This is a genomic window from Labrys sp. F242, assembly GCF_057813875.1.
This window is the reverse complement of the sequence record NZ_JBVASG010000009.1, coordinates 176633-195026: the sequence shown is the minus strand read 5'-3', so window position 1 is coordinate 195026 and position 18394 is coordinate 176633. Positions and strand designations below refer to the sequence as shown.

At 58.9% G+C, this 18394-nt stretch carries 17 protein-coding genes; 5 read left to right on the top strand and 12 right to left on the bottom strand.

Annotated features, from left to right (window positions below; genetic code table 11):
- The first annotated feature begins 329 nt into the window (after positions 1-329).
- Entirely contained in the window at positions 330-1385 is a 1056-nt protein-coding gene (locus tag ACZYTC_RS33295) for a dsDNA nuclease domain-containing protein (protein WP_488991660.1), read from the top strand.
- A gap of 57 nt (positions 1386-1442) precedes the next feature.
- Positions 1443-3137 carry a hypothetical protein gene (locus tag ACZYTC_RS33290; RefSeq protein WP_488991659.1) on the top strand — a complete coding sequence of 565 codons (1695 nt, stop codon included), beginning with the start codon at positions 1443-1445 and terminating at the stop codon, positions 3135-3137.
- A 158-nt stretch (positions 3138-3295) separates the two neighbouring features.
- Here ACZYTC_RS33290 and ACZYTC_RS33285 read toward each other — a convergent pair whose 3' ends face one another.
- From ACZYTC_RS33285 to ACZYTC_RS33275, 3 genes are all read right to left on the bottom strand, one after another.
- Complete coding sequence (locus tag ACZYTC_RS33285; protein ID WP_488991658.1) at positions 3296-3550, bottom strand: SLAC1 family transporter; 255 nt, start codon at positions 3548-3550, stop codon at positions 3296-3298.
- 10 nt (positions 3551-3560) lie between these two features.
- Entirely contained in the window at positions 3561-3890 is a 330-nt protein-coding gene (locus tag ACZYTC_RS33280) for a hypothetical protein (RefSeq protein ID WP_488991657.1), read from the bottom strand.
- Between the two features lie 232 nt (positions 3891-4122).
- On the bottom strand, positions 4123-5184 hold the full coding sequence (locus ACZYTC_RS33275) for an alkene reductase (protein ID WP_488991656.1): 1062 nt from the start codon (positions 5182-5184) through the stop codon (positions 4123-4125).
- 108 nt (positions 5185-5292) lie between these two features.
- Between ACZYTC_RS33275 and ACZYTC_RS33270 the strand changes: the two genes are divergently transcribed.
- Positions 5293-6201: a LysR family transcriptional regulator gene (locus ACZYTC_RS33270; protein WP_488991655.1), complete on the top strand. Its 909-nt coding sequence runs from the start codon at positions 5293-5295 to the stop codon at positions 6199-6201.
- A 313-nt stretch (positions 6202-6514) separates the two neighbouring features.
- Here the strand turns inward: ACZYTC_RS33270 and ACZYTC_RS33265 are convergent, their stop codons facing one another.
- The 6 genes from ACZYTC_RS33265 to ACZYTC_RS33240 all read right to left on the bottom strand — a co-directional run bounded on the left by ACZYTC_RS33265 (position 6515) and on the right by ACZYTC_RS33240 (position 12032).
- Positions 6515-7750, bottom strand: coding sequence for a CapA family protein (locus ACZYTC_RS33265; protein ID WP_488991654.1), 1236 nt, complete (start codon positions 7748-7750; stop codon positions 6515-6517).
- A 68-nt stretch (positions 7751-7818) separates the two neighbouring features.
- On the bottom strand, positions 7819-8664 hold the full coding sequence (locus ACZYTC_RS33260) for a transporter substrate-binding domain-containing protein (protein WP_488991672.1): 846 nt from the start codon (positions 8662-8664) through the stop codon (positions 7819-7821).
- 28 nt (positions 8665-8692) lie between these two features.
- Positions 8693-9883: an alanine racemase gene (alr, locus tag ACZYTC_RS33255; protein WP_488991653.1), complete on the bottom strand. Its 1191-nt coding sequence runs from the start codon at positions 9881-9883 to the stop codon at positions 8693-8695.
- The gene (locus ACZYTC_RS33250; RefSeq protein WP_488991652.1) at positions 9816-10547 is read right to left on the bottom strand and encodes an ABC transporter permease; all 732 of its coding nucleotides are present in this window, start codon (positions 10545-10547) and stop codon (positions 9816-9818) included. Before ACZYTC_RS33250 ends, alr begins: the two co-directional genes overlap by 68 nt.
- Positions 10548-10558: 11 nt before the next feature.
- The gene (locus tag ACZYTC_RS33245) at positions 10559-11218 is read right to left on the bottom strand and encodes an ABC transporter permease (protein ID WP_488991651.1); all 660 of its coding nucleotides are present in this window, start codon (positions 11216-11218) and stop codon (positions 10559-10561) included.
- Between the two features lie 13 nt (positions 11219-11231).
- Positions 11232-12032, bottom strand: a complete 801-nt coding sequence (locus ACZYTC_RS33240) for an amino acid ABC transporter ATP-binding protein (RefSeq protein ID WP_488991650.1) — start codon at positions 12030-12032, stop codon at positions 11232-11234.
- A 376-nt stretch (positions 12033-12408) separates the two neighbouring features.
- Between ACZYTC_RS33240 and ACZYTC_RS33235 the strand changes: the two genes are divergently transcribed.
- Positions 12409-13350, top strand: coding sequence for a LysR family transcriptional regulator (locus ACZYTC_RS33235; protein WP_488991649.1), 942 nt, complete (start codon positions 12409-12411; stop codon positions 13348-13350).
- 1238 nt (positions 13351-14588) lie between these two features.
- Positions 14589-14927: a hypothetical protein gene (locus ACZYTC_RS33230; protein ID WP_488991648.1), complete on the top strand. Its 339-nt coding sequence runs from the start codon at positions 14589-14591 to the stop codon at positions 14925-14927.
- A 214-nt stretch (positions 14928-15141) separates the two neighbouring features.
- Here the strand turns inward: ACZYTC_RS33230 and ACZYTC_RS33225 are convergent, their stop codons facing one another.
- The 3 genes from ACZYTC_RS33225 to ACZYTC_RS33215 are packed head-to-tail and all read right to left on the bottom strand — an operon-like array spanning position 15142 to position 18361.
- Complete coding sequence (locus ACZYTC_RS33225; protein WP_488991647.1) at positions 15142-16038, bottom strand: efflux RND transporter periplasmic adaptor subunit; 897 nt, start codon at positions 16036-16038, stop codon at positions 15142-15144.
- Complete coding sequence (locus ACZYTC_RS33220; protein WP_434960136.1) at positions 16035-16250, bottom strand: DUF1656 domain-containing protein; 216 nt, start codon at positions 16248-16250, stop codon at positions 16035-16037. The genes ACZYTC_RS33225 and ACZYTC_RS33220 overlap by 4 nt, the downstream gene beginning before the upstream one ends.
- Complete coding sequence (locus ACZYTC_RS33215; RefSeq protein WP_488991646.1) at positions 16247-18361, bottom strand: FUSC family protein; 2115 nt, start codon at positions 18359-18361, stop codon at positions 16247-16249. The genes ACZYTC_RS33220 and ACZYTC_RS33215 overlap by 4 nt, the downstream gene beginning before the upstream one ends.
- Positions 18362-18394 lie beyond the last annotated feature (33 nt).

Sequence of the window (18394 nt, the reverse complement as noted above, 5' to 3'; positions counted from 1 at the left end):
CGCTGGTCAGCTAGCCAGTGGAACGCACGACGAAGGAACGCCTGCCCGTCTGATAGGAAAACCTGCGTAATTCGCCATAATAACGCTATGTTGCGAGTACTGAGGGAGGATTACATTTTTTCGGCCACACTAGGACTTATGAAAGGAGCACCGCTACTCGGTCACCCGGGCACTATTCGAATTGAGGTAAATCAAATTTCAAGGGATCACCGATGAGTTCTACCCCAATGATCCGGCTTGCCACTTGCATCTCCTAAAATATCTATCCAATATTCGACATCTCGCGAATGCGCTGTCTAAAAAGCGGTTTGCGAGAAGTTGGGGGTAGCATGGGTGTCAAGGATACGCTTCTCGCGGTATCGCAGCGCGAGGAAGGCGGACGAACTGCATACGATCGGTTCGATTACCAAACAGCTTGGGGAGTTTCTAAGCTACTGGACCTGCACGACGTCGGCGCGAACTATGCCGTTGCGTTCGAATTCCATGACGACATCATTTCCCTCGACGACGCTAACGAACCCGAAAAGGCGATCTTCTACCAAGTCAAAACGAAGAAGGCAGGCAACTGGTCATTTGCTCAGATTGCGAGTCGTACGACGAAAAACGGCGTCCAGCAGGCATCTTTCGCTGGCAAGATGTACGACAATTTCACCCGGTTTGGCGCTGTGGTGGAGCGATTGGTGTTTGTCAGTAACCAGCCGCTGCCAGAAATCATAGTAGTCCACGGAGAGAAGGATTTCGCGGCCGCTGACAAAGCTAAACTCGAAAAATTCGTGAAAAGCCTCGCCTCCGAGGCTGCGGGTTTCAAAGATCCAGAGCACACGAGCCTGTTCTTCTTTGCATTCTCGGATCTCAATCTATCCAATTATGAGAACGCAGTTTTGGGTCGCATATCCGACTTTCTTGAGCAAGAATTAGGTGGTCATATCCCACCCAAACCGTTCGCGCTGATGCTCAATGATTATTGCCGCCGCAAGTCAAAGGCGCTGGCGGATTTTTCGAGCTTCGAGGAGCTGAAGGCATCGAAGTTTATCACGCGTGGCGACATGTCGAAGTGGTTATCCCAAATTCGGGACCAACACGAACGGCGGCCCGAATGGGGCTCAGTTGCTGGCGATCTACACATGCCATTCGCTGAAAAGACCAAAATTGAACGGGCGTGGCGCGACTATGAAATTACTGTCCGCGCTCGACCGAATGCTGCGACTATTGCCATGACCGAACGCATGAGCGTCTGCATCAACGCGGCCATCGATAATGTCGAGGATCTCGTGGCTCTCATCGATGCGGTATTCGCTGAAGGAAAGCCAATCTTGCGTGCCTGGAAGACCGATGCATCGGACCACTTCATCAAAGCGGCAATTCTCTACGAGTTCAAGCGATGAGCTCAAATGAAGACCGCCGATATCAGCTCCTGATCCGAAACCTACGAAAAAAGAACGATGAAAAAATTGCGCTTCGAAAGTCTGGAGTTGTTGTCTCGCAGGGAGAGCAAAGCCCGGAAGATCGGGTTTCATCCTCGGCTGACGGTAATCCAGGGGGAGAATGATGTTGGAAAATCATCAGTCATAAAGAGCCTGTATTGGGCATTTGGCGCAACGCCGCCCAAATTCCACGGTTCATGGAAGTCCGCGAACGTGAAGGCACTCGTCACGTTCGCCGTGGACGATATTCGCTATCGCATTCTGCGTGACCAGGACACGTTTGGCATATTTGACGCCGATGGTGCTCTGCTGCTCTCGACTAATCAGATTGGTAAGGAGTTGGCGCCGTTTTTGGGTGAGTTGATCAATTTCAAACTGGTCCTGACCAACCGCGATGGTGAACCTACGACCCCTCCACCAGCGTTCGCATTTCTGCCTTTCTACATCGATCAGGATAATGGATGGGGAAAGTCGCTAGACTCCTTTGCTCAGCTCACTCAATTCGCCGATTTCAAGAAGGATTTGTTGGAGTTCCATACCGGTATTTTTCCGAATGAGTATTACGAATTAGGAGCTGACAAGCGCAGTCTCCAGGTAGATCAAAAGGCCCTCGAAGCCGATCGACGTATTGTCCGCAAAGCCGTCGAACGCTTCAATCTAGGGGCATCTTTTGACGGGTTAGAACTTTCGATCGAGGGGCATGAACAGGCAATTGAACAGCTGCTTGCCCGCTTGCAGATGGTCAAACGCGTTCGCCAGGAGAGAGCTGGAAAACTATCTGACGTCCTCGATCAGCGCATGATCCTAGACCAACAGGTAGGCGTTGTGCGTGCGTCCATTGCTGAACTCGAGAAAGATGCGAAATTTGCTGGCGACGTCGCAGAAGAAGAGATTTTCTGCCCGACATGCGGCACGCTCCATCGCAACGACTTCGCCAATCGGTTCAGTATCGTCGAGGACCGCGAGGCATGCTTTGAATTCCTCGTAGATGCCAAACAGAAGACAAATGCTCTCGTTGCGCAGGCGATCAAAGCCGAGGCTGATGTTCAAGAGGCAGATCAAACACTGACGGAGATCCAGGCATCGCTGGACAGCAAGCAGGGCGACGTCAGTCTTCTCGAGGTTATCGACAGTCGCAGTAGGCAGATCGCATCCGATGTGTTCGTCGGTCAGATCGAGGACCTTGACGATCAGATCGCTGAGATCTTGAAAAAAATAGCCAACATCAACGAACGTCTTAGCGAACTCAAGGACAAGAAGCGCCGAGAGGAGATCGTGAAATACTATTCAGGGTTCATCTTATCGTATCTCAATCGTCTCGACGTCACCAATTATAGCGCTGATGATTATACCAATCTTCCTGCCAGAATCGGTGAGACAGGCAGTGACCTTCCAAGGGCTCTGCTCGCCTACTTCCTGGCAATCCTGAAGACTGTTCACAAACACTCAACTTCCCTCTTCGCGCCCATTGTTGTGGACAGCCCTAATCAGCAAGACCAGGACCCGAAAAACGTTGGAGCAATGATCGACCTCATCATTTCGTCACCCCCTGACGACGCGCAGACGATCCTGGGCACCGTGTCACTTCATGGGCGCGAAATTGACGACGGCGACCTCATAGTGCTGACCGACAAGCTCTCGGTCATGCGGCCTGGTGATTATCAAACCGTGTTGTCGTCGATGCAGCCTTATCTAGATCAATTGATCGCGTGAGGATGTCAAAGGCAGCATAGCCGAGGAGGCCTGCATTGGCGCGACGGCTTCTTTGGGCAAAGTCGAACCTCGCCCGCCAATGGCTGAAATGGGGTCGGCTGCAGAACGGCAGATATCTGCACAGCGGCAGCCAAAACCGGCCGTTCCGCAAGCGGCCCCTAAGCTGACACGGGGCCCACTGCCAGCGGCGCGAGCTGGATGCTGAGCGTGGGACGCAGCCTCTCCGGCAGGGCTGGCCGATGCAGCAAGCGGTTGATCAGCCCCGATTCCAGCGCCAGCCAGGAGAGCACGCCGCCACCGAAGGTAAGCCGGCTCCAATCCCGACAGGCGAGAGTCGAGAGCCTCGAAGCCGATACGAAGTTCGCTGCCGCAGGGTGGCAGGCGGAGCGAATACCGCCGGAAGCGGTTCGCAAGAGCCCCGATTCATTTCTGGACTGGCGTGCAGTCCATCACCTTCGTGCCATTGGCGGAATTCGTGACCTTCAGGCGCTGCTTCCCGCTCGTTTCGTCTTTTTCAAGATGATACTGCAGCGTGACAGGCGCCTCGCGTTTGCCGCCGACCTTCCGGGCCGGAAAGAACTTCTCATAGGCCTTTCCGTCCTTCCGGAGTCTGGCGACATTATCCAGCGAGACGAGCGCCAGGTAGTTCTCGAGATCCGAGGCGACGACGAGCTTGTCGCCCTTGTCGCCATAGAGCGCGACCAATTGCTGGGTGACCTTCATCGCGGGGAGATGGGTGCAGGAGAAGGTCATGTAGTCCTCCGGCCGCTCCTGGGCCATCACTGGCCCAGCCACCAGGACCGCGAGTGTGCAATGGGTAGGAGGCGCTCATACTCGCTGAGCGAACGGAGATCTGACCCTGGGTGGTCATCCCAGGCTGCCGGGATGGCCGCTTCGGCGCTCGCGACACTTTGATGTCCCGTCAATCGTGGGGGGAATGCTGCCAGTCCACTTTTGAGGGTTGAGATCACGGAAGCGGACCTCTTCACCGCATCGGCAGCAGCCTCGGATAGTCGACGTAGCCGTCAGGACCCTCACCGTAAAACGTGTCTTTGTTTGGCGTATTCAGCGGTAATCCCTGTATAAGTCGCTCGGCCAGGTCCGGGTTGGCGATATAGTCGCGACCGAATGCCAGGGCGTCGGCATGCCCAGCCTCGATAAAGCGCTCCCCGTCTTCCTTGGACATCAGCTCATTGGCGATGACCGCGCCACCGAACCGGCGCTTGATCTCACCGAGCAGGCTATCTTTGGCTTCAATCTCGCGGACGAAAATGAACGCAATCTTCCGCTTTGCTAGCTCGTCGGCGACATAGCCGAAAATCGCCTTGGGGTTGCTGTCACCCATATCGTGCTCCTCGCCCCGGGGCCGGAGATGCACCCCGACACGATCGCCCCCCCACACTTCGATCACCGCGTCCACGATCTCAAGGAGGAACCTAGCGCGGTTCTCGACCGAGCCACCATAGCGATCATTCCGCTTGTTGGTCTTGTCCTGCAGGAACTGGTCGATGAGATAGCCATTGGCGGCGTGCAACTCGACGCCGTCAAAGCCGGCAGCCTTCGCCCGCTCCGCGCCCCTTCGAAAGTCGTCGACGATGACAGGGATTTCCTCGGTTTCCAGTGCCCGTGGAACGGGATGCGGCCGTTTTGGTCGCAAACCCGAGACATGACCAGCTGCGGCGATTGCGCTCGGCGCTACGGGCAACTGGCCATCGAGCAGGTCGGGGTCGGAGATGCGGCCAACGTGCCAGAGCTGCAGGAACATGCGACCACGGGCTGCGTGGACCTCCCGCGTGACGTGTTGCCAGCCTTCAACCTGGGCATCGTTCCAAATGCCGGGCGTTCCCCAGTAGCCGACGCCTTGTGGGGACACGGAGGTCGCTTCGCTCAGGATCAATCCTGCACCGGCCCGTTGCCGATAGTACTCGGCCATCATGGCATTGGGCACGCGCTCAACGCCGGCGCGCTTGCGCGTGAGCGGGGCCATAATGATGCGGTTCGGCAGCTCGAGAGCGCCAATCTGCAACGGATCGAACAAACGAGACATCTGCATCTCCTGGGACAGCACAGATATGGCTCCGTACCGCCCTGTGGACAATTGCCCAACAGGTTGCAAGATCGTATACCTCAGGTTGTCAATAGGGGCGCGTGTTCTATGGCTTTCACCAACACCTTCGCCGGCGTGGACATCTTCATCACAGTGGTGAAAACCGGATCATTCACTGCGGCAGCGGCTAGGTTCGGCATCACCAAGTCAGCAGTCGCAAAGTCTGTGGCTCAACTGGAGGGTCGGCTTGGCGTCAAGCTGTTGCATCGGACAACACGTCGGCTGTCGTTGACTCCTGAAGGCGTGGCCTACCTCGAGCAAGCCGAAGCCGCCCTTGATCAGCTCCGGTCAGCGGAAGACGCTGCCCGGGCAAAGGCCAGTACAGTCCGAGGAGTGCTGCGTGTGGATATGCCGGCGGCATTCGGACGGCGTATCGCCATGCCGATCCTCTTGGAGATCCTTAGAGCGCACCCTGACCTCCGCCTGGCCGCCAGCTTCTCGGATCGGATCATCGATCCACTTGAGGAAGGAGTAGACCTCTGTCTCCGGTTTGGCGAGCTAAGCGATCGAACTGATATCGCTGCCCGACCTCTCGGATCACAACGCCTCGTTCTCTGTGCGGCGCCACGCTATCTGGAAGCAGCAGGGGAACCAACAAACCTAGACGATCTGCAAAATCATGCCTGCATCCTGGGGAGTAGACCGGGCAGACCCGCATCCTGGCGCTTCCTGGATGAGGAAGGGCGCGTGAAGTCCGTCGATCCACCAGCAACGCACCTGGTAAGCGACGGGGAGGTAGTCATCGACATGGCGGTTTCCGGTTTCGGCTTTTGCCAAATGCCACAGTCTCTTCTGCAGCCTCACCTCGATCGAAACGAACTGGCGGTAGTACTGCCTGATCGGTGCCAAGTGCAATCGTTGTTCAACGCGGTTTGGCCGGCGACCCGTGCGATGCTCCCACGGGTTCGCATTGTGGTGGACGAATTCGTTCGGCGGGCCGACGCTGGGGCGCTTTAGAGCGTTTTGCGATTCGACGGAGTTACCAAGAACCGCAAAGACGCGTCGAAACAATGAGTTAGAGCGAACAAGCGTTCAGTCATGAACGCGCTTTGCTCTAGGAGGTAGCCAACAGCCAGCTTGCGTCTGCTTCCAGGTTGGCACGCAAGAAGACTGGAGGACCGAAATGAGGTCGCGTTGCTGAATGGCAGCTTACCGCGAAGGCGCGCTGAAAACCGCCATGCTGCAATCGGCCCCGAAGCGGGCGGCTGCAACGGTTCTCAGTCAGATGCCGGATTTCTGATTGGCGGATGTTCCCAGCGTTTGAGCAAGCTCAGCACTGACTTATCATCCCGTAATTGGCTTCGAAAGAAATCGACACACCGTATGCGCGCGAGCGGGCAGCCAGATCCTCGATCATCTCGGTTGCCAGAGCCGTAGGTGCTGGAAGAGCCACGATGCGCTCATGATAGTTCTGGGCCTCCAGCCTCTCGCCGCCGATCACGATGGGATGGAGGTCGATTGATTGGAGCTGAGCGTTGGCGTCGAAGCGGCAGGTCGCGACGACGCTTTTCCAGACCTCTGGCGCGCTCCAGACCACCTCGCCCTCATTGAGGTGGAAGAGAAAATTGCCGAGCCCGTAGAAGATGGGTGCACCACGGTAGATCTCTATAGGCTGCAGGACGGGAGCACCGTGACTGACGAACACGCCCGCACCTGCATCAACGCAGGCACGTGCAAATGTCTGGACCCATATGGGGACCTCGCGCCAGCTCGGCTCCCAGTGATGATGATGGAGGTAGGCTATCACGAAGGCACCCGCTGCGGTCGCCTTGCGGATTGCCGACAGGTGAATCGCCAGGCTGGTCTCGTCCACCAGGATCCTGCGTGTGTTGCCGGATGCCCGGCGAAAGACCGTGCCATAGAAATCGATGTCGTCGGCGGAGTGCAGCTGAGGCGGATCGTGGGGCTGGGCATAGTTGGCCCGCTCCATGGGACTGCTCTGGAACGTCTCCTGAATGCTGCTCAGCGCTTCAAAGCGTGACGGGTCCACCTCGAATATCCTCGAAACCTCAAGTCCGTTGACACCGGGGCGTGCCGGACGTTGGTCCGTTGCGTCGGCGGCATACATCGTCGCCGGCCCCGGCCCGGCATCCATTGCCACGAGCGCCACCGACCTCTTGCCGAAGGTCTTGATACCAGGCTGCCGCGCTTGCGATAAATCGGCGCCGATACCGGCATGAAGGAAGTCCCTGGCCGCAACCTCTTCGAGGGTAGACAGGATACCGGGTGGGCCGAGGTCGAAGGCATGATTGTTGGAGAGCGCCAGGGCGTTGAAGCCGACGTCCTTCAACGCATCCAGGACCACCGGCGCCGAACATCCGAAATAGCTCCCCTTCATCGGCCACCCGCCGTGTTGACCGAATATAGTGGTCTCGAAGTTGGTGAAGGCGATATCAGCCTGCCGGATCAACGACTTTATCGCGGCAAATCCCTCGTCGGAAACCTGTCGAACATCATGATGAATCAGGGATTGCCCGGTCAGGACGAGCGTGAACGGCGAAGGCATAACGGCTTACCTTGTAAATGAATTCAGAAAGACGCGACCCTCCGGCCGCGGAAGGAGGCAGGGAGCGGTCACTTTCCGGTTTGTGGAGAAATATCGATGCCGAACCATTTGAGGCTCATCCGGCCGAGCGACCCGTCCTCGGCGCTTGCCTCAATGGCCTTGTTGAAGGCATCGGCGAGATCGGTGTCTTCCTTGCGAAGTCCGATCCCGACACCGGGTCCCCAGCTGCCCCCGGAGAGCTGGGGACCAAAGAAGTCGACAACCTTTCCTTCCGGCGTTTCGAGGAACTGCTTCCAGACGAGATAGTCTCCCAATCCGCCGTCGATGCGTTCAGATGTAAGGTCGAGCTTCAGGTTTTCCTGGCTGTCATAGCTGCGCACCTGCGCGATATCGCCGAACAGTTCTTGGACGACGGCCTCCGAATTCGAGGATCGGAGGACGCCGAGCGTCTTGCCGTTCAGGCTTTCCCTCAGCTTGCCGATGAGCGCCTTCTTCTCAGCATTGATGTCCGTCAGATTCAGCTTGGCCTTGGTATCGCCGGGCGGCAAGCCGAGGTTGCGGCGCATGATGATCTGGTTTGGCCCCACAGCATAGGGAACGGAGAAGGCAATCGACTTCTTGCGCTTTTCCGTGATCGACATGCCGGCGATGATCGCATCGTACTTCTTGACCAGAAGGCCGGGGATGATCCCGTCCCAGTCCTGGGCGACGAACGTGCATTGCAGCTTCATCCGGGCGCAGAGTTCGTTGCCCACGTCGATGTCGAACCCGACGAGTGCTCCATTCGCGTCGATATAGTCCCAGGGCGGTGAAGCTCCTTCCGAGGCGATGGTAATCATCTTCCGCTCCTCGGCGCAGGCAAGCCCGCCGGCCAGCAGGGTTGCTAGAAGAGCCAAAGCCAGATGTCGTTTCATATCGTTCCCCTTCTTCTTGGTTCGGTTTTTATTTTTCGGCGATGTATATCCGCCGCAGGCTCTCCCGGAGGCCGCAGGCGGCCCCTGTTTCGTCAGTGCCCCATGCATCTGCGAGGTCCTGCAACGTGATGCGCTCAGTGCCCACGGCGCCGAGCAGGGTCGCTTCATCTCCGAGCTCTGCGCTGGGGATATCGGTGACGTCGATGCGAAGGTGCTCGAGATGGACAGGCGGCACGATCGGAGCGCGCTGCCCTCGGAGCAGTACTGTGGCCTTGAGACCCAGACGTCGTGGTACCCCATGCCCCCAGCCGATCCCCAGCACCGCCAGGCGCATGGCTCGATGGTAGCCTGGGAGGTCCGGGGGTGAGCCCATGCTTTCGTCGCACGCTTTGAGCGCGACGATGCGTGCTTTGATCGCTGACAGGGCAGGGCGGATAAGCAGCCCTCGGCGACCCGCATGGGCACCGGTCAGTCCGAAAAGGAGCGCACCCGGATCGACCGCATCCATGTCGAACTCCGGATGGCGAAGCAGGCTTTCGCTGCTCGACACCATGACCGTTGCAGCGCAGTGGCCTGTTGCCTTGAGCCCCTCAAGAAGCGGCATCAGGCGCGCAACCTGTTCCTGCACCGAGGCACCGGCCTGGCCGAATTCGCTGAGATGGGCGTAGAGGCCTCCAACCACGATATTGGTCCGCGACATACATAGATCGAGCAGACGTCGAAGGCCCGAGGGAGCCACGCCTGCGCGCCAAAAACCCAGATCCACCTTCACGAAAACCTTGAGGGGCACACCGGTCGAAAGCCAGCTGCGCAGATCCTCCTCACCGGAAATCGAAATCGTCAGATCAAGATCCCGGACAAGATCGACGGCGTTCGGGCCGATGCCCGGATACATCAGGATAGGCTTTCCCGGCGCCGCCTTCCGTACCGCCAGAGCGTCGGCAATCGACACGACGCCAAAGGCATCGGCGCCTGCTGCGGACAAGACGGAAGCGACTCTCTCCGCTCCGCATCCATAGGCATCCTGCTTGAGGCAGGCGATGATTTTCGTGTTCGGGCCGATCGCTGTTCGAATGGCGCGGTAGTTGGAGGCGATCGCCGACAGATCGATCTCGCGCCAGGCGGTTTCATGGAGCGGATTTTGGTGGTGACTATTGTTCATGGGCCACCTGCGCGAGGGCGACCCGGCCTGGTCGGGATTTGGCCCGCGGCGCGCCATTCAAGTGCGTCTCCAGCATGTGAAATGCGGCGGTCAGCAGAAATGTCAGGCCGAGATAGAGCAAGCCTGCGGCAATGAAGATCTCGTAGGGTGCGAAAGTCTCCGAAACCAGTTTTCGCGATAGCCCCGTGATTTCGAGCAGGGTCACGGTGCTGGCCAGCGACGTTGCCTTCACCAGGCTGATGACTTCATTGGCATAGGAGGGAAGCACGTTTCGGAAGGCGATCGGGAAGATAATCCGGCGCTTGATCTGCAAGGGCGACATGCCGATCGCCTGTGCCGCCTCGACCATGCCAGGGGCGACGGCCTGGATCCCGCCGCGGAAGATCTCCGTCGTGTAGGCGGCGCCGTTCAGCGAAAAGGCGAGCAGACAGCACCAGAAAGGGTCGCGCAGCAGAACCCACAGGATGCTTGAGCGGATGAGGCCAATCTGGCCGAGGCCGTAATAGATGATGAAGAGCTGAACGAGCAGCGGCGTACCGCGCAGGACATAGGTGTAGGCCAGAACCGGCAGGGACAGCCAGCGCCGGGACGATGCACGCATGAAGGCTAGCGGCACCGAGAGGACGAAGCCTGCAAGGAGCGATACGAAGGTCAGGAGAAGTGTCAGTGGAATGCCGCCGGCAAGCGTGACAGTGCTGGTGAGGAGGAGGGTGATATCCATCGTTGAACGCCTCACCGCCCGGGAACGGCAAAACGCCGTTCGAGCAGATTGAAGATCACCAGCGCCAGGCTGGTTAGCGTGAGGTAGAGGGCCGAAGCGGCCAGATAGAAGCTCAGCGGCGCGCGCATCGAGCCCGCGCCGATGGCGGCGACCCGCATGATATCGGTCAGTCCGACGATCGAGATCAGCGAGGTCTCTTTCACGAGGGAGATCCACTGGTTCGCAAGCGCCGGCAGCGCGATGCGCAGCATTTGCGGAAAAGTGACGAGCAGCCAGATCTGCCAGGGATGCAGCCCAAGCGAGCGGGCCGCCTCGATCTGTCCCGCCGGTATACTGAGCACCGCGCCTCGGAAGATTTCCGCGGTATAGGCGCCGAAGACCACGGTGAGGGAAACTACGCCCGCCAAGAACGCATTGACCTCGACATAGCGCCCGAAGAAGGCGCTGATGGCGACCGTGCCTCCGAAATAGATCAACAGGATGATGATGAGTTCGGGCACGCCGCGAATGATCGTGGTGTAGAAGCCGACGGTGAGGCTGATGGCTTTCCACCGCGATAGCCGCCCGGCAGCGGCGAGCAGACCGAGCGCCACGCCGAGCATGCCGCTGACAAGCGCCAGCAGTACCGTCGTCTTCAGTCCGTTGACGAATTGCACGGCAAAGCCGTCCATGCGGGAAACCCCTCTATCGATGTGAGGCAAGAAAACTGCGAAGCCGGCTGGAAGCAGGCGTGGAGAAGAATTCCGGCGGGGGACCTTCTTCCTCGATCAAGCCTTGGTGCATGAAGGCTGCCCGTGTCGAAACCTGTCTCGCAAAGGCGAGTTCGTGGGTGACGATCACCATCGTTCGCCCTTCCTCCGCCAGCGCCGCCATGACACGAAGCACCTCGCCTACCAGCTCCGGATCGAGCGCCGAGGTCGGTTCATCGAAGAGCAGAACGCGGGGCTCCATGGCGAGCGCGCGAGCGATCGCCACGCGCTGCTGCTGGCCGCCGGAGAGATGGCGGGGATAGGCGTCCGCTTTGTCGCAGACTCCGACCTTGGCGAGGTAGTAGCGCCCGAGATCGGCTGCCGCATGGCGCTGGAGCCCTTTGACGAGGATGGGACCTTCCGTGACGTTCTCAAGCACCGTCTTGTGGGGCCAGAGATTGAAGTTCTGGAACACCATGCCTATCGACGCTCTGACGCGCCGCACCTGCCGATGGTCGGTGATGCTGGATTGGACGCCTCGCGGCGATGCGGCCCGGATCGCGAGCTTCTCGCCGTGGATCCAAATGTCGCCCCGGTCGGGGACCGTCAGGAGATTGAGGCACCGCAGAAGCGTGCTCTTGCCCGAGCCGCTGCGGCCAAGGATCGAGAGAATTTCGCCAGGCCTTACGTCGAGATCGACGCCGCGCAGGACCTCGTTGTCGCCGAGCCGTTTTTCGATCCGCTGGGCTCGGATACCGCGCGTCACGGCCCGGGGGAACGTCGCTTCACTTTGCATCAGGCACCCCGCGCTGGAGGCTGGGTGCCGCCGGTACGGGGGAATGCTGGACATGGCAAAGCGCTTGCTGCACGCATGGAGCGGCACCACTCTTTTTTGAGTTCTGTTGTCGATGTGTGGGACGCCCCTCTGCTCCAGCGGCGGCGAGCGCTTTTGGAACTGCGTCTTGACCCAGAATTGCCCGCGCGCTTCCCGAGATCAATTTATAAGCGAAATTATTTTTCGATAAGTTTAGCTAATAGGGCCTAACGTCGCCCCAACGCGAATAGCCATCTATTGCCCCGTGGCAGACAATCGGAGTGGCACGATCGGCAGGACTGTATAAGTTGATCTTTGTATCGAAAGGCGACAACGGCAGCTGCGCGAAAGCCATATCATGGTGGAAATCTCAAAGACGGGCGTCACGCTTCGCCAGCTTCAGATCCTGCGCGAGGTCGTCAGATCGGGCTCGGAGCGGAGTGCTGCCAAAGCACTTGAAATCACCCAGCCTGCCGTCAGTCAGCAAGTTCGGATCTTGGAGGGCCTGCTCGGCGTGCAATTGTTCGTGCGTGACAAGGGGCGGCTTGTTCCGACTGCCCACACGATGACCCTTTTTCGCGATACCGACGCCACCTTCGTCCAGATCGAAAGGGTCGCCAAAACGGTTGCGTCCTTGAAGGGGGTCGATAGCGACACGATCAGTATCGCCGCGCCGCACATCTTCTCGCTCCGACTTTTGCCCGAGGCTTTCCGTAAGCTGCGTTCACACCAACCGATCGCAGGGATCGTGCTCAAATCGGGCACCTACCCGGAGGTGGCCGAGCATGTCCTGGAGGGACGGGCCGACCTTGGAATTGCTCGGCTGCCCTTGGACGGCAATGTCTTCGACTGGTGTCCGGCAACAACCGCGACCAATGTCTACATTTGCCCTCGCGGTCACCGGTTCACCCACAAAGATATCATCAGGCCTGAAGATCTCGTGGGGGAGCCGCTCGCGGATGTCGAACCAGGGATGCAGTCCCATCTCATGAATGAGAACGCTATGAGATATATGGGTGCGGAACCGCATCTGGCCATCCAGGTCGACGTCATCGGCCAGGAGGTGAGTTTCGTTGCTGCGGGTCTCGGCATATCGAGTAGCAACACCTTCGCCGCCAGCCAGTTTGCGTCTTTCCCGGTCGAAGTTCGCCCCTTCGAGCCGAGCGCCCTCTATCACTATGTCATATTCTGGCAGAAGGGGCGCAGGCTCGGAACACTGCTCCAAGAAACGATCAAAGTGCTGGTGGAGTGCGCGCAGGTCGATGGGGAAGATCGTGAAGACGCCGGCACTTACCCATAAGGCACACGAGGATCGCCCAGACTCTTGATTGGCAATGTTTCCATGCGCCGCGCGTCAATAAGCATTCCATGAACTCTTGAGATCGTGGCCCGTTGACCAGGCGGCAGAGGTATCGCCACTGCACGGCGCTTCGTAGCGATCACTAATCATCGCGTGACAGTATCGCGGATCATTTTCAGCGTGGCGGCGGCCACATACAGTTGCCGATAGAGCATGCTTCACTCGATATGTTGCTGCACATCGATCACTCCATCGCAGGGCGATGACCAGCATGTACCGAGGAACCGGACCGCCTGGCATTCCGCCTGGATTTCAACGTCACATCATCCGTTGAACAGCCAACCCCAAATCTCGGAACCACAGAGCGAATGGTGTTCATCCAGCCGGGATGCTTCAATGCCAAAGCCGGCGGCCAAGACTGCTCCTGCGTCAATGACCTCTCACAGAGTGTCATGAATGAAAGCCGAATGTATCTTCTTCTTGTGTTGAGAGAAAAATCGGAAGAGGCATTTAATTATTATTTCAAATTTTATCTAATGTCTAAGAGCGCTGACATCATCCATCGGGCTCACGGTCGATACGCCATTGAAAGACTAACCTTGGACTCGAATACAATAAGCATCATGTGTCACTTCAAGCCGCATATTTTTGCATATTTGGCTGGCAAAGCGCAGCCATTCATCCATGAGCTATGAAGCTTCGACCTCGCCGGCCGTGCTAGCATGATCAAGAATTCCGAGAGCGAACCTTCATGTCCAAGCTTAAACAGTTGGCCTTTTACGCTTTGGTGTTCGTGTCGAGCTGCTTGGTCTCTCGCGCTGTCTTCGCCTGGCATCATCTTGTATCGAACGTGATCGATACGCTGCATGGATCTCTGATTGTTGGATTGGCCGGCAGCATTCCGCTTACGATTCTGACCAACCTAGCCAATCGTAGGCGGGGCAAGAAATAGCGCTATTTCAAGCAGGATTAGACCACTCGCTACCCATCCCGGCTCGCCTGCGCCTTCGGTGGTTTGGCGCCGAGGGGGCGAGGTCGCCCCCTTGCTCCCACATCCCGGCGCGGACATACGGGCCAAAGCCTCGTCCGTCTGCCTGCTTGAAACAAAAACCCGCCACCGTCTCCCAGGCGGGCTCGAAACATCGTGCTGTCACCCAGAAACCGGGCCATCGAAATTATTCAGGTTGCGTTCAGTGCGGGCTTACTGGGGTTGCGCGAATATCAGTGGGAGAACAACGATGTCTCGCTCGATGATTTTCGGCCTAGCTTTGGGAGCGGCAACAGCTCTGGCTTCGACAGCAAGTGCAGCTCCTGTAGTCCAGTTCGCGCCCAATGGCGCCTCTCCCGTTGCAATGCAGATCCAATATTACGGCTACGGATGCCCCCCGGGGTACAAGATCACGAGCTATGGCGGCTGCAAGCTAAGCCATTATCTTCGCCGCCATCCTGATCATATGCCCGGCTATTACGGCTACCGACGCCAGTATGACAGCTATTATTACGACGACCAGCCTCGCTACTATCGCCGCTATTATCGACGGTATCGACGCGATGATGATTATTACGGTGACGATTGATCAAGCGGTGCGTCCGTAAGCCCTAGTCTTATACCATAAATGGAGTTCCCCGAGCGGGCGCGTTCTAATTCATTGATCTCGACCTTGGAGGTTGAGATCGCGCGCTTTGACTTGACGGATTTAGAGTGGTCGGTGATCGAGCCGCTTCTGCCGACGAAGGTGCGCGGGGTGGGTTCGAATAAAGCCCACTGATTGGCACTGGACCATCGCCATCTCAGTTCGCCGCGCTAGCAGACTTGGCGCTAGCGGGGATGATCTCGACGGTCGCGGTACGGCCGGAGATCAGCCTGATGCCGGCGGGAACGGGGGTGATGCGGATGCGGACCGGGATGCGCTGCGCGAGCCTGACCCACGAGAAGGTAGGCACGACCTTCGGCAAAAGATTACCCGTGTCGCCCCGCTGGTCGTCGGCGATAGCGGCGGCGATGCTCTCCACGCGGCCGGTGATCTCGGCATCATCTCCCATCAGCCGGACTCTGGCTTGGTCGCCGATCGCGACCTGCCGCAGCTTCGTCTCCTCGAAGTATCCCTCGATGCGCAGCGAGGCGGTGTCGACAAGGGCCACCGCTTGCACCCCGGCCGCCAGAAAGTCTCCTGGATGGATGCCCAGATTGGTGATGATGCCGTCAACCGGAGCTTTGACCGAAGATCGTGCTAGATCGAGCGCGGCGAGGTCACGGTCGAGTTGCGCCTGCCGATAGCTTGCCCCAGCCTGCCGGGCGTTGGTCTCCACCTGTTCCAACTTTTGACGGGTGGCGCTCGCGTCCCCGAGCTGGCGATAACGCACGAGATCGCGATTGGCCATGTCGAGCGCGGCCTTGCTGCTGTCCGCTTTGGCTTCCGCCGTTTTCAGGGCAAGCGCATAGCGCGACTGATCAATGCGGAAGATCACGTCGCCCGCATGAACCTGTTCATTGTCATGCACCAGCACCTCGCTGACGAGGCCGGACACGTCGGGCGCGAGACGCACCACATCAGCGCGCACGCGCCCGTCCCGTGTCCATGGCGTCTGCTCGTAGCGCCCCCACACCGGCAGCGCGATTAGAGCGGCGGTCGCGACGAGGCAAAGGGTCAAGGCGTAACGGCCGAGCAGGGATAGAAAAGGCTTCATTGAAGTAACCCGATCGATGGCAGGTGCTGCACGAGCAGACCGTACATGATGGCGAAGATGGCGAGCTCGGCGAGCTGCCGGTAAGCGAACACGCGATAGATGCCCGCGACGGAGAGGATGCGGATCACCGCAATGGTGCCGACAAGCGCTGCGAACGCGAGCACCAGGAGGCCGGGGATGAGGACGCCGCCAACATTGAGATCAACGATCATGAGCTGCGTCGCCCATCTGGCGTGCCACTGGAACCGAGCGCGAACCGAAGGTCGATCAGCAGGTCAAGCATCCGCAAGCGGTTCTTGATCGAGCTGCCCGCGATCATCGTCGTCAACGTCTGGATGCGATGATCAAGGTCGATGTGATCGACCGGTCCTATCAGGCCTGCAGCGCTGAAGCATATGGCGATCGCGGAAAGAAGATCGCTCACCTTGTCGCCAACTTCGCCCTTGGTGCGCGGGATCGTCTTGCGAAGCCGACTAACGGCGTAACCGATGCGAAGATGGTGCAATGTATCGTCGAGAACGTCCGAATAGTCTTTCTCAGACACGCGCAACCTAGGAAGCAGCAGCGCTGTCCGATCGATCATGAGACTCATCCAGTGTGCTTCGTCGGACGCGCCACCAAGGGCTCGTCGTCTGACGTCTCTCCGACTTAAGCGAAGCAGCCGGTTGATCGCCGCATCGACTGGTACGGTCTGGAACAGGGACAGGCTCACCGCCCCGAAACCGACTGCCGCAAAGAGCGCGATGACGGTGTTGAGAGACGCGGCGAAGTCGCCGGTGTAGTTGGCGTTCAGACCCGAGAGGATCGGGATGGTGATGGTGATTCCAAGCGCCATGAACGTCGTCGGGGGACGTGCTTGCAGGGAACCAGCGAACAGGAACGCCGGCGCGAGCACCGCGATAAGGACGGCGAAGTCCGTGACTTGGGGAAGGATGACGAAGCTGTAGGCGAGACTGATCGCCACCCCATAGATCGAGCCGACCATATACTTGACGACGTTAGGCGCCGGCGCGTCGACATTCCCGAACAGGGTGCAGCATACCCCGAAAATGGAGACGGCCGTTCCGCCTTCCGGCCAGGCCGACCAGATCCAGAAGGCGCAGCCGATGAGGATGCCGAGAATCGCGCCCAGCGCGGCGCGGCCCGCCATCTCCGGATCCCGGTGATAGACGTATCCCTTCGCATGCACTGGCCCATGGAGCGATGCCGCTTCGTGCGAGCGGTCGGCAGTCGCGATATTCCGCCCAAGCCTGTCGCAGTCCTGAAGCAGGCCGATCATCTCGGCCAGATGGCCGGCGAGATTGGCGGCGAGTCTGGCGTCAGGTGTCGTGTCCTCCGCGCTGAAACACTTCTGGATCGATCGCGCGCGGGCGATCAGATGGACTGCGGCGCTCTCCCGCGCGGCCGCCTCGACGATCGCGATCCAGATCCCGACGTCACCGAGGAAGGCGATGAGTTCATCGGGCGCGTTGTCGCCCTCGGCGCCAAAAGAATGGATCCGGTCCTCAATCTCGGTTGCGAGCAGAAGCAGTCGGGCGAGCCGGTCATGGACCAGTTGGAGCTTTTTGGCATCCGGCGTTACGGGCGTTGCGTCATACGGCAGGTGCGTTGCAAGCCCCTGCAGGGCGAGGAGGTCCGCTGCGAGCTGGTAACGTTCGCTGCGATTCTCTCCGGGCGTTCCAGTGAGCGCGTCGCCTGCCAGCCGACGGACATCCCGCAGCGTTGCCGACAGTTTGCCGGTGAACTGGCCGGTCATGCGCTTCGGCAGGACGTAACGATGCATCAGCACGGCGCAAACAATCCCGATCGAAATCTCCTGGACCCGCACCGAGGCCGTATCGAAGACCGCGCCGGGATCGAGCACGCTGGGGAAACCGATCAGGCTCGCTGTATAACCGGCAAGAACGAAGGCGTAGGCTCTTGGCGTGCGATCAAGCAGCGAGAAAAAGAGGCAAAGGCCGATCCAGCAGGCAAGAATCGCGCTGCATGCGATCGGATCGTTCACGAAATTCGGGACGATCGCTACCGTCGCCACGGCGCCAATAAGCGTCCCTGCGAACCGATAAATGCCGCGGCTGAGCGATGCGCCGGCGGAGGTCTGAGAGACGATATAGACGGTGACGATGGCCCAGAAAGGTTTGGGCAGCCCGATACGCAGCGCAATGTAGTAAGCCAGCATCGCCGCGGCGAAGCTCTTCACAGAGAACAGAACCGCATCCGCATCCGACTTCGTGGTTTGGGCTCGCCAGAAATGCGAAACCGAACCCGCTATTGCAGTGGCGGCCTTCTCTATCGATCTGTTCGCTGCAAGTAAGATGCTCATGCGAGCCATTATCGCTGCGTTGCAAACGCGAAT

Excerpts from the sequence above, each read along its gene's own strand:
- ACZYTC_RS33280 (WP_488991657.1), bottom strand. The coding sequence starts at position 3,890 with ATGACCTTCTCCTGCACCCATCTCCCCGCGATGAAGGTCACCCAGCAA.
- ACZYTC_RS33295 (WP_488991660.1), top strand. The coding sequence starts at position 330 with ATGGGTGTCAAGGATACGCTTCTCGCGGTATCGCAGCGCGAGGAAGGC.
- ACZYTC_RS33225 (WP_488991647.1), bottom strand. The coding sequence starts at position 16,038 with ATGAAGCCTTTTCTATCCCTGCTCGGCCGTTACGCCTTGACCCTTTGC.
- alr (WP_488991653.1), bottom strand. The coding sequence starts at position 9,883 with ATGGCGCGCCGCGGGCCAAATCCCGACCAGGCCGGGTCGCCCTCGCGC.
- ACZYTC_RS33230 (WP_488991648.1), top strand. The coding sequence starts at position 14,589 with ATGTCTCGCTCGATGATTTTCGGCCTAGCTTTGGGAGCGGCAACAGCT.
- ACZYTC_RS33220 (WP_434960136.1), bottom strand. The coding sequence starts at position 16,250 with ATGATCGTTGATCTCAATGTTGGCGGCGTCCTCATCCCCGGCCTCCTG.
- ACZYTC_RS33215 (WP_488991646.1), bottom strand. The coding sequence starts at position 18,361 with ATGAGCATCTTACTTGCAGCGAACAGATCGATAGAGAAGGCCGCCACT.
- ACZYTC_RS33275 (WP_488991656.1), bottom strand. The coding sequence starts at position 5,184 with ATGTCTCGTTTGTTCGATCCGTTGCAGATTGGCGCTCTCGAGCTGCCG.
- ACZYTC_RS33260 (WP_488991672.1), bottom strand. The coding sequence starts at position 8,664 with ATGAAACGACATCTGGCTTTGGCTCTTCTAGCAACCCTGCTGGCCGGC.
- ACZYTC_RS33235 (WP_488991649.1), top strand. The coding sequence starts at position 12,409 with ATGGTGGAAATCTCAAAGACGGGCGTCACGCTTCGCCAGCTTCAGATC.
- ACZYTC_RS33270 (WP_488991655.1), top strand. The coding sequence starts at position 5,293 with ATGGCTTTCACCAACACCTTCGCCGGCGTGGACATCTTCATCACAGTG.
- ACZYTC_RS33265 (WP_488991654.1), bottom strand. The coding sequence starts at position 7,750 with ATGCCTTCGCCGTTCACGCTCGTCCTGACCGGGCAATCCCTGATTCAT.
- ACZYTC_RS33290 (WP_488991659.1), top strand. The coding sequence starts at position 1,443 with ATGAAAAAATTGCGCTTCGAAAGTCTGGAGTTGTTGTCTCGCAGGGAG.
- ACZYTC_RS33240 (WP_488991650.1), bottom strand. The coding sequence starts at position 12,032 with ATGCAAAGTGAAGCGACGTTCCCCCGGGCCGTGACGCGCGGTATCCGA.
- ACZYTC_RS33245 (WP_488991651.1), bottom strand. The coding sequence starts at position 11,218 with ATGGACGGCTTTGCCGTGCAATTCGTCAACGGACTGAAGACGACGGTA.
- ACZYTC_RS33250 (WP_488991652.1), bottom strand. The coding sequence starts at position 10,547 with ATGGATATCACCCTCCTCCTCACCAGCACTGTCACGCTTGCCGGCGGC.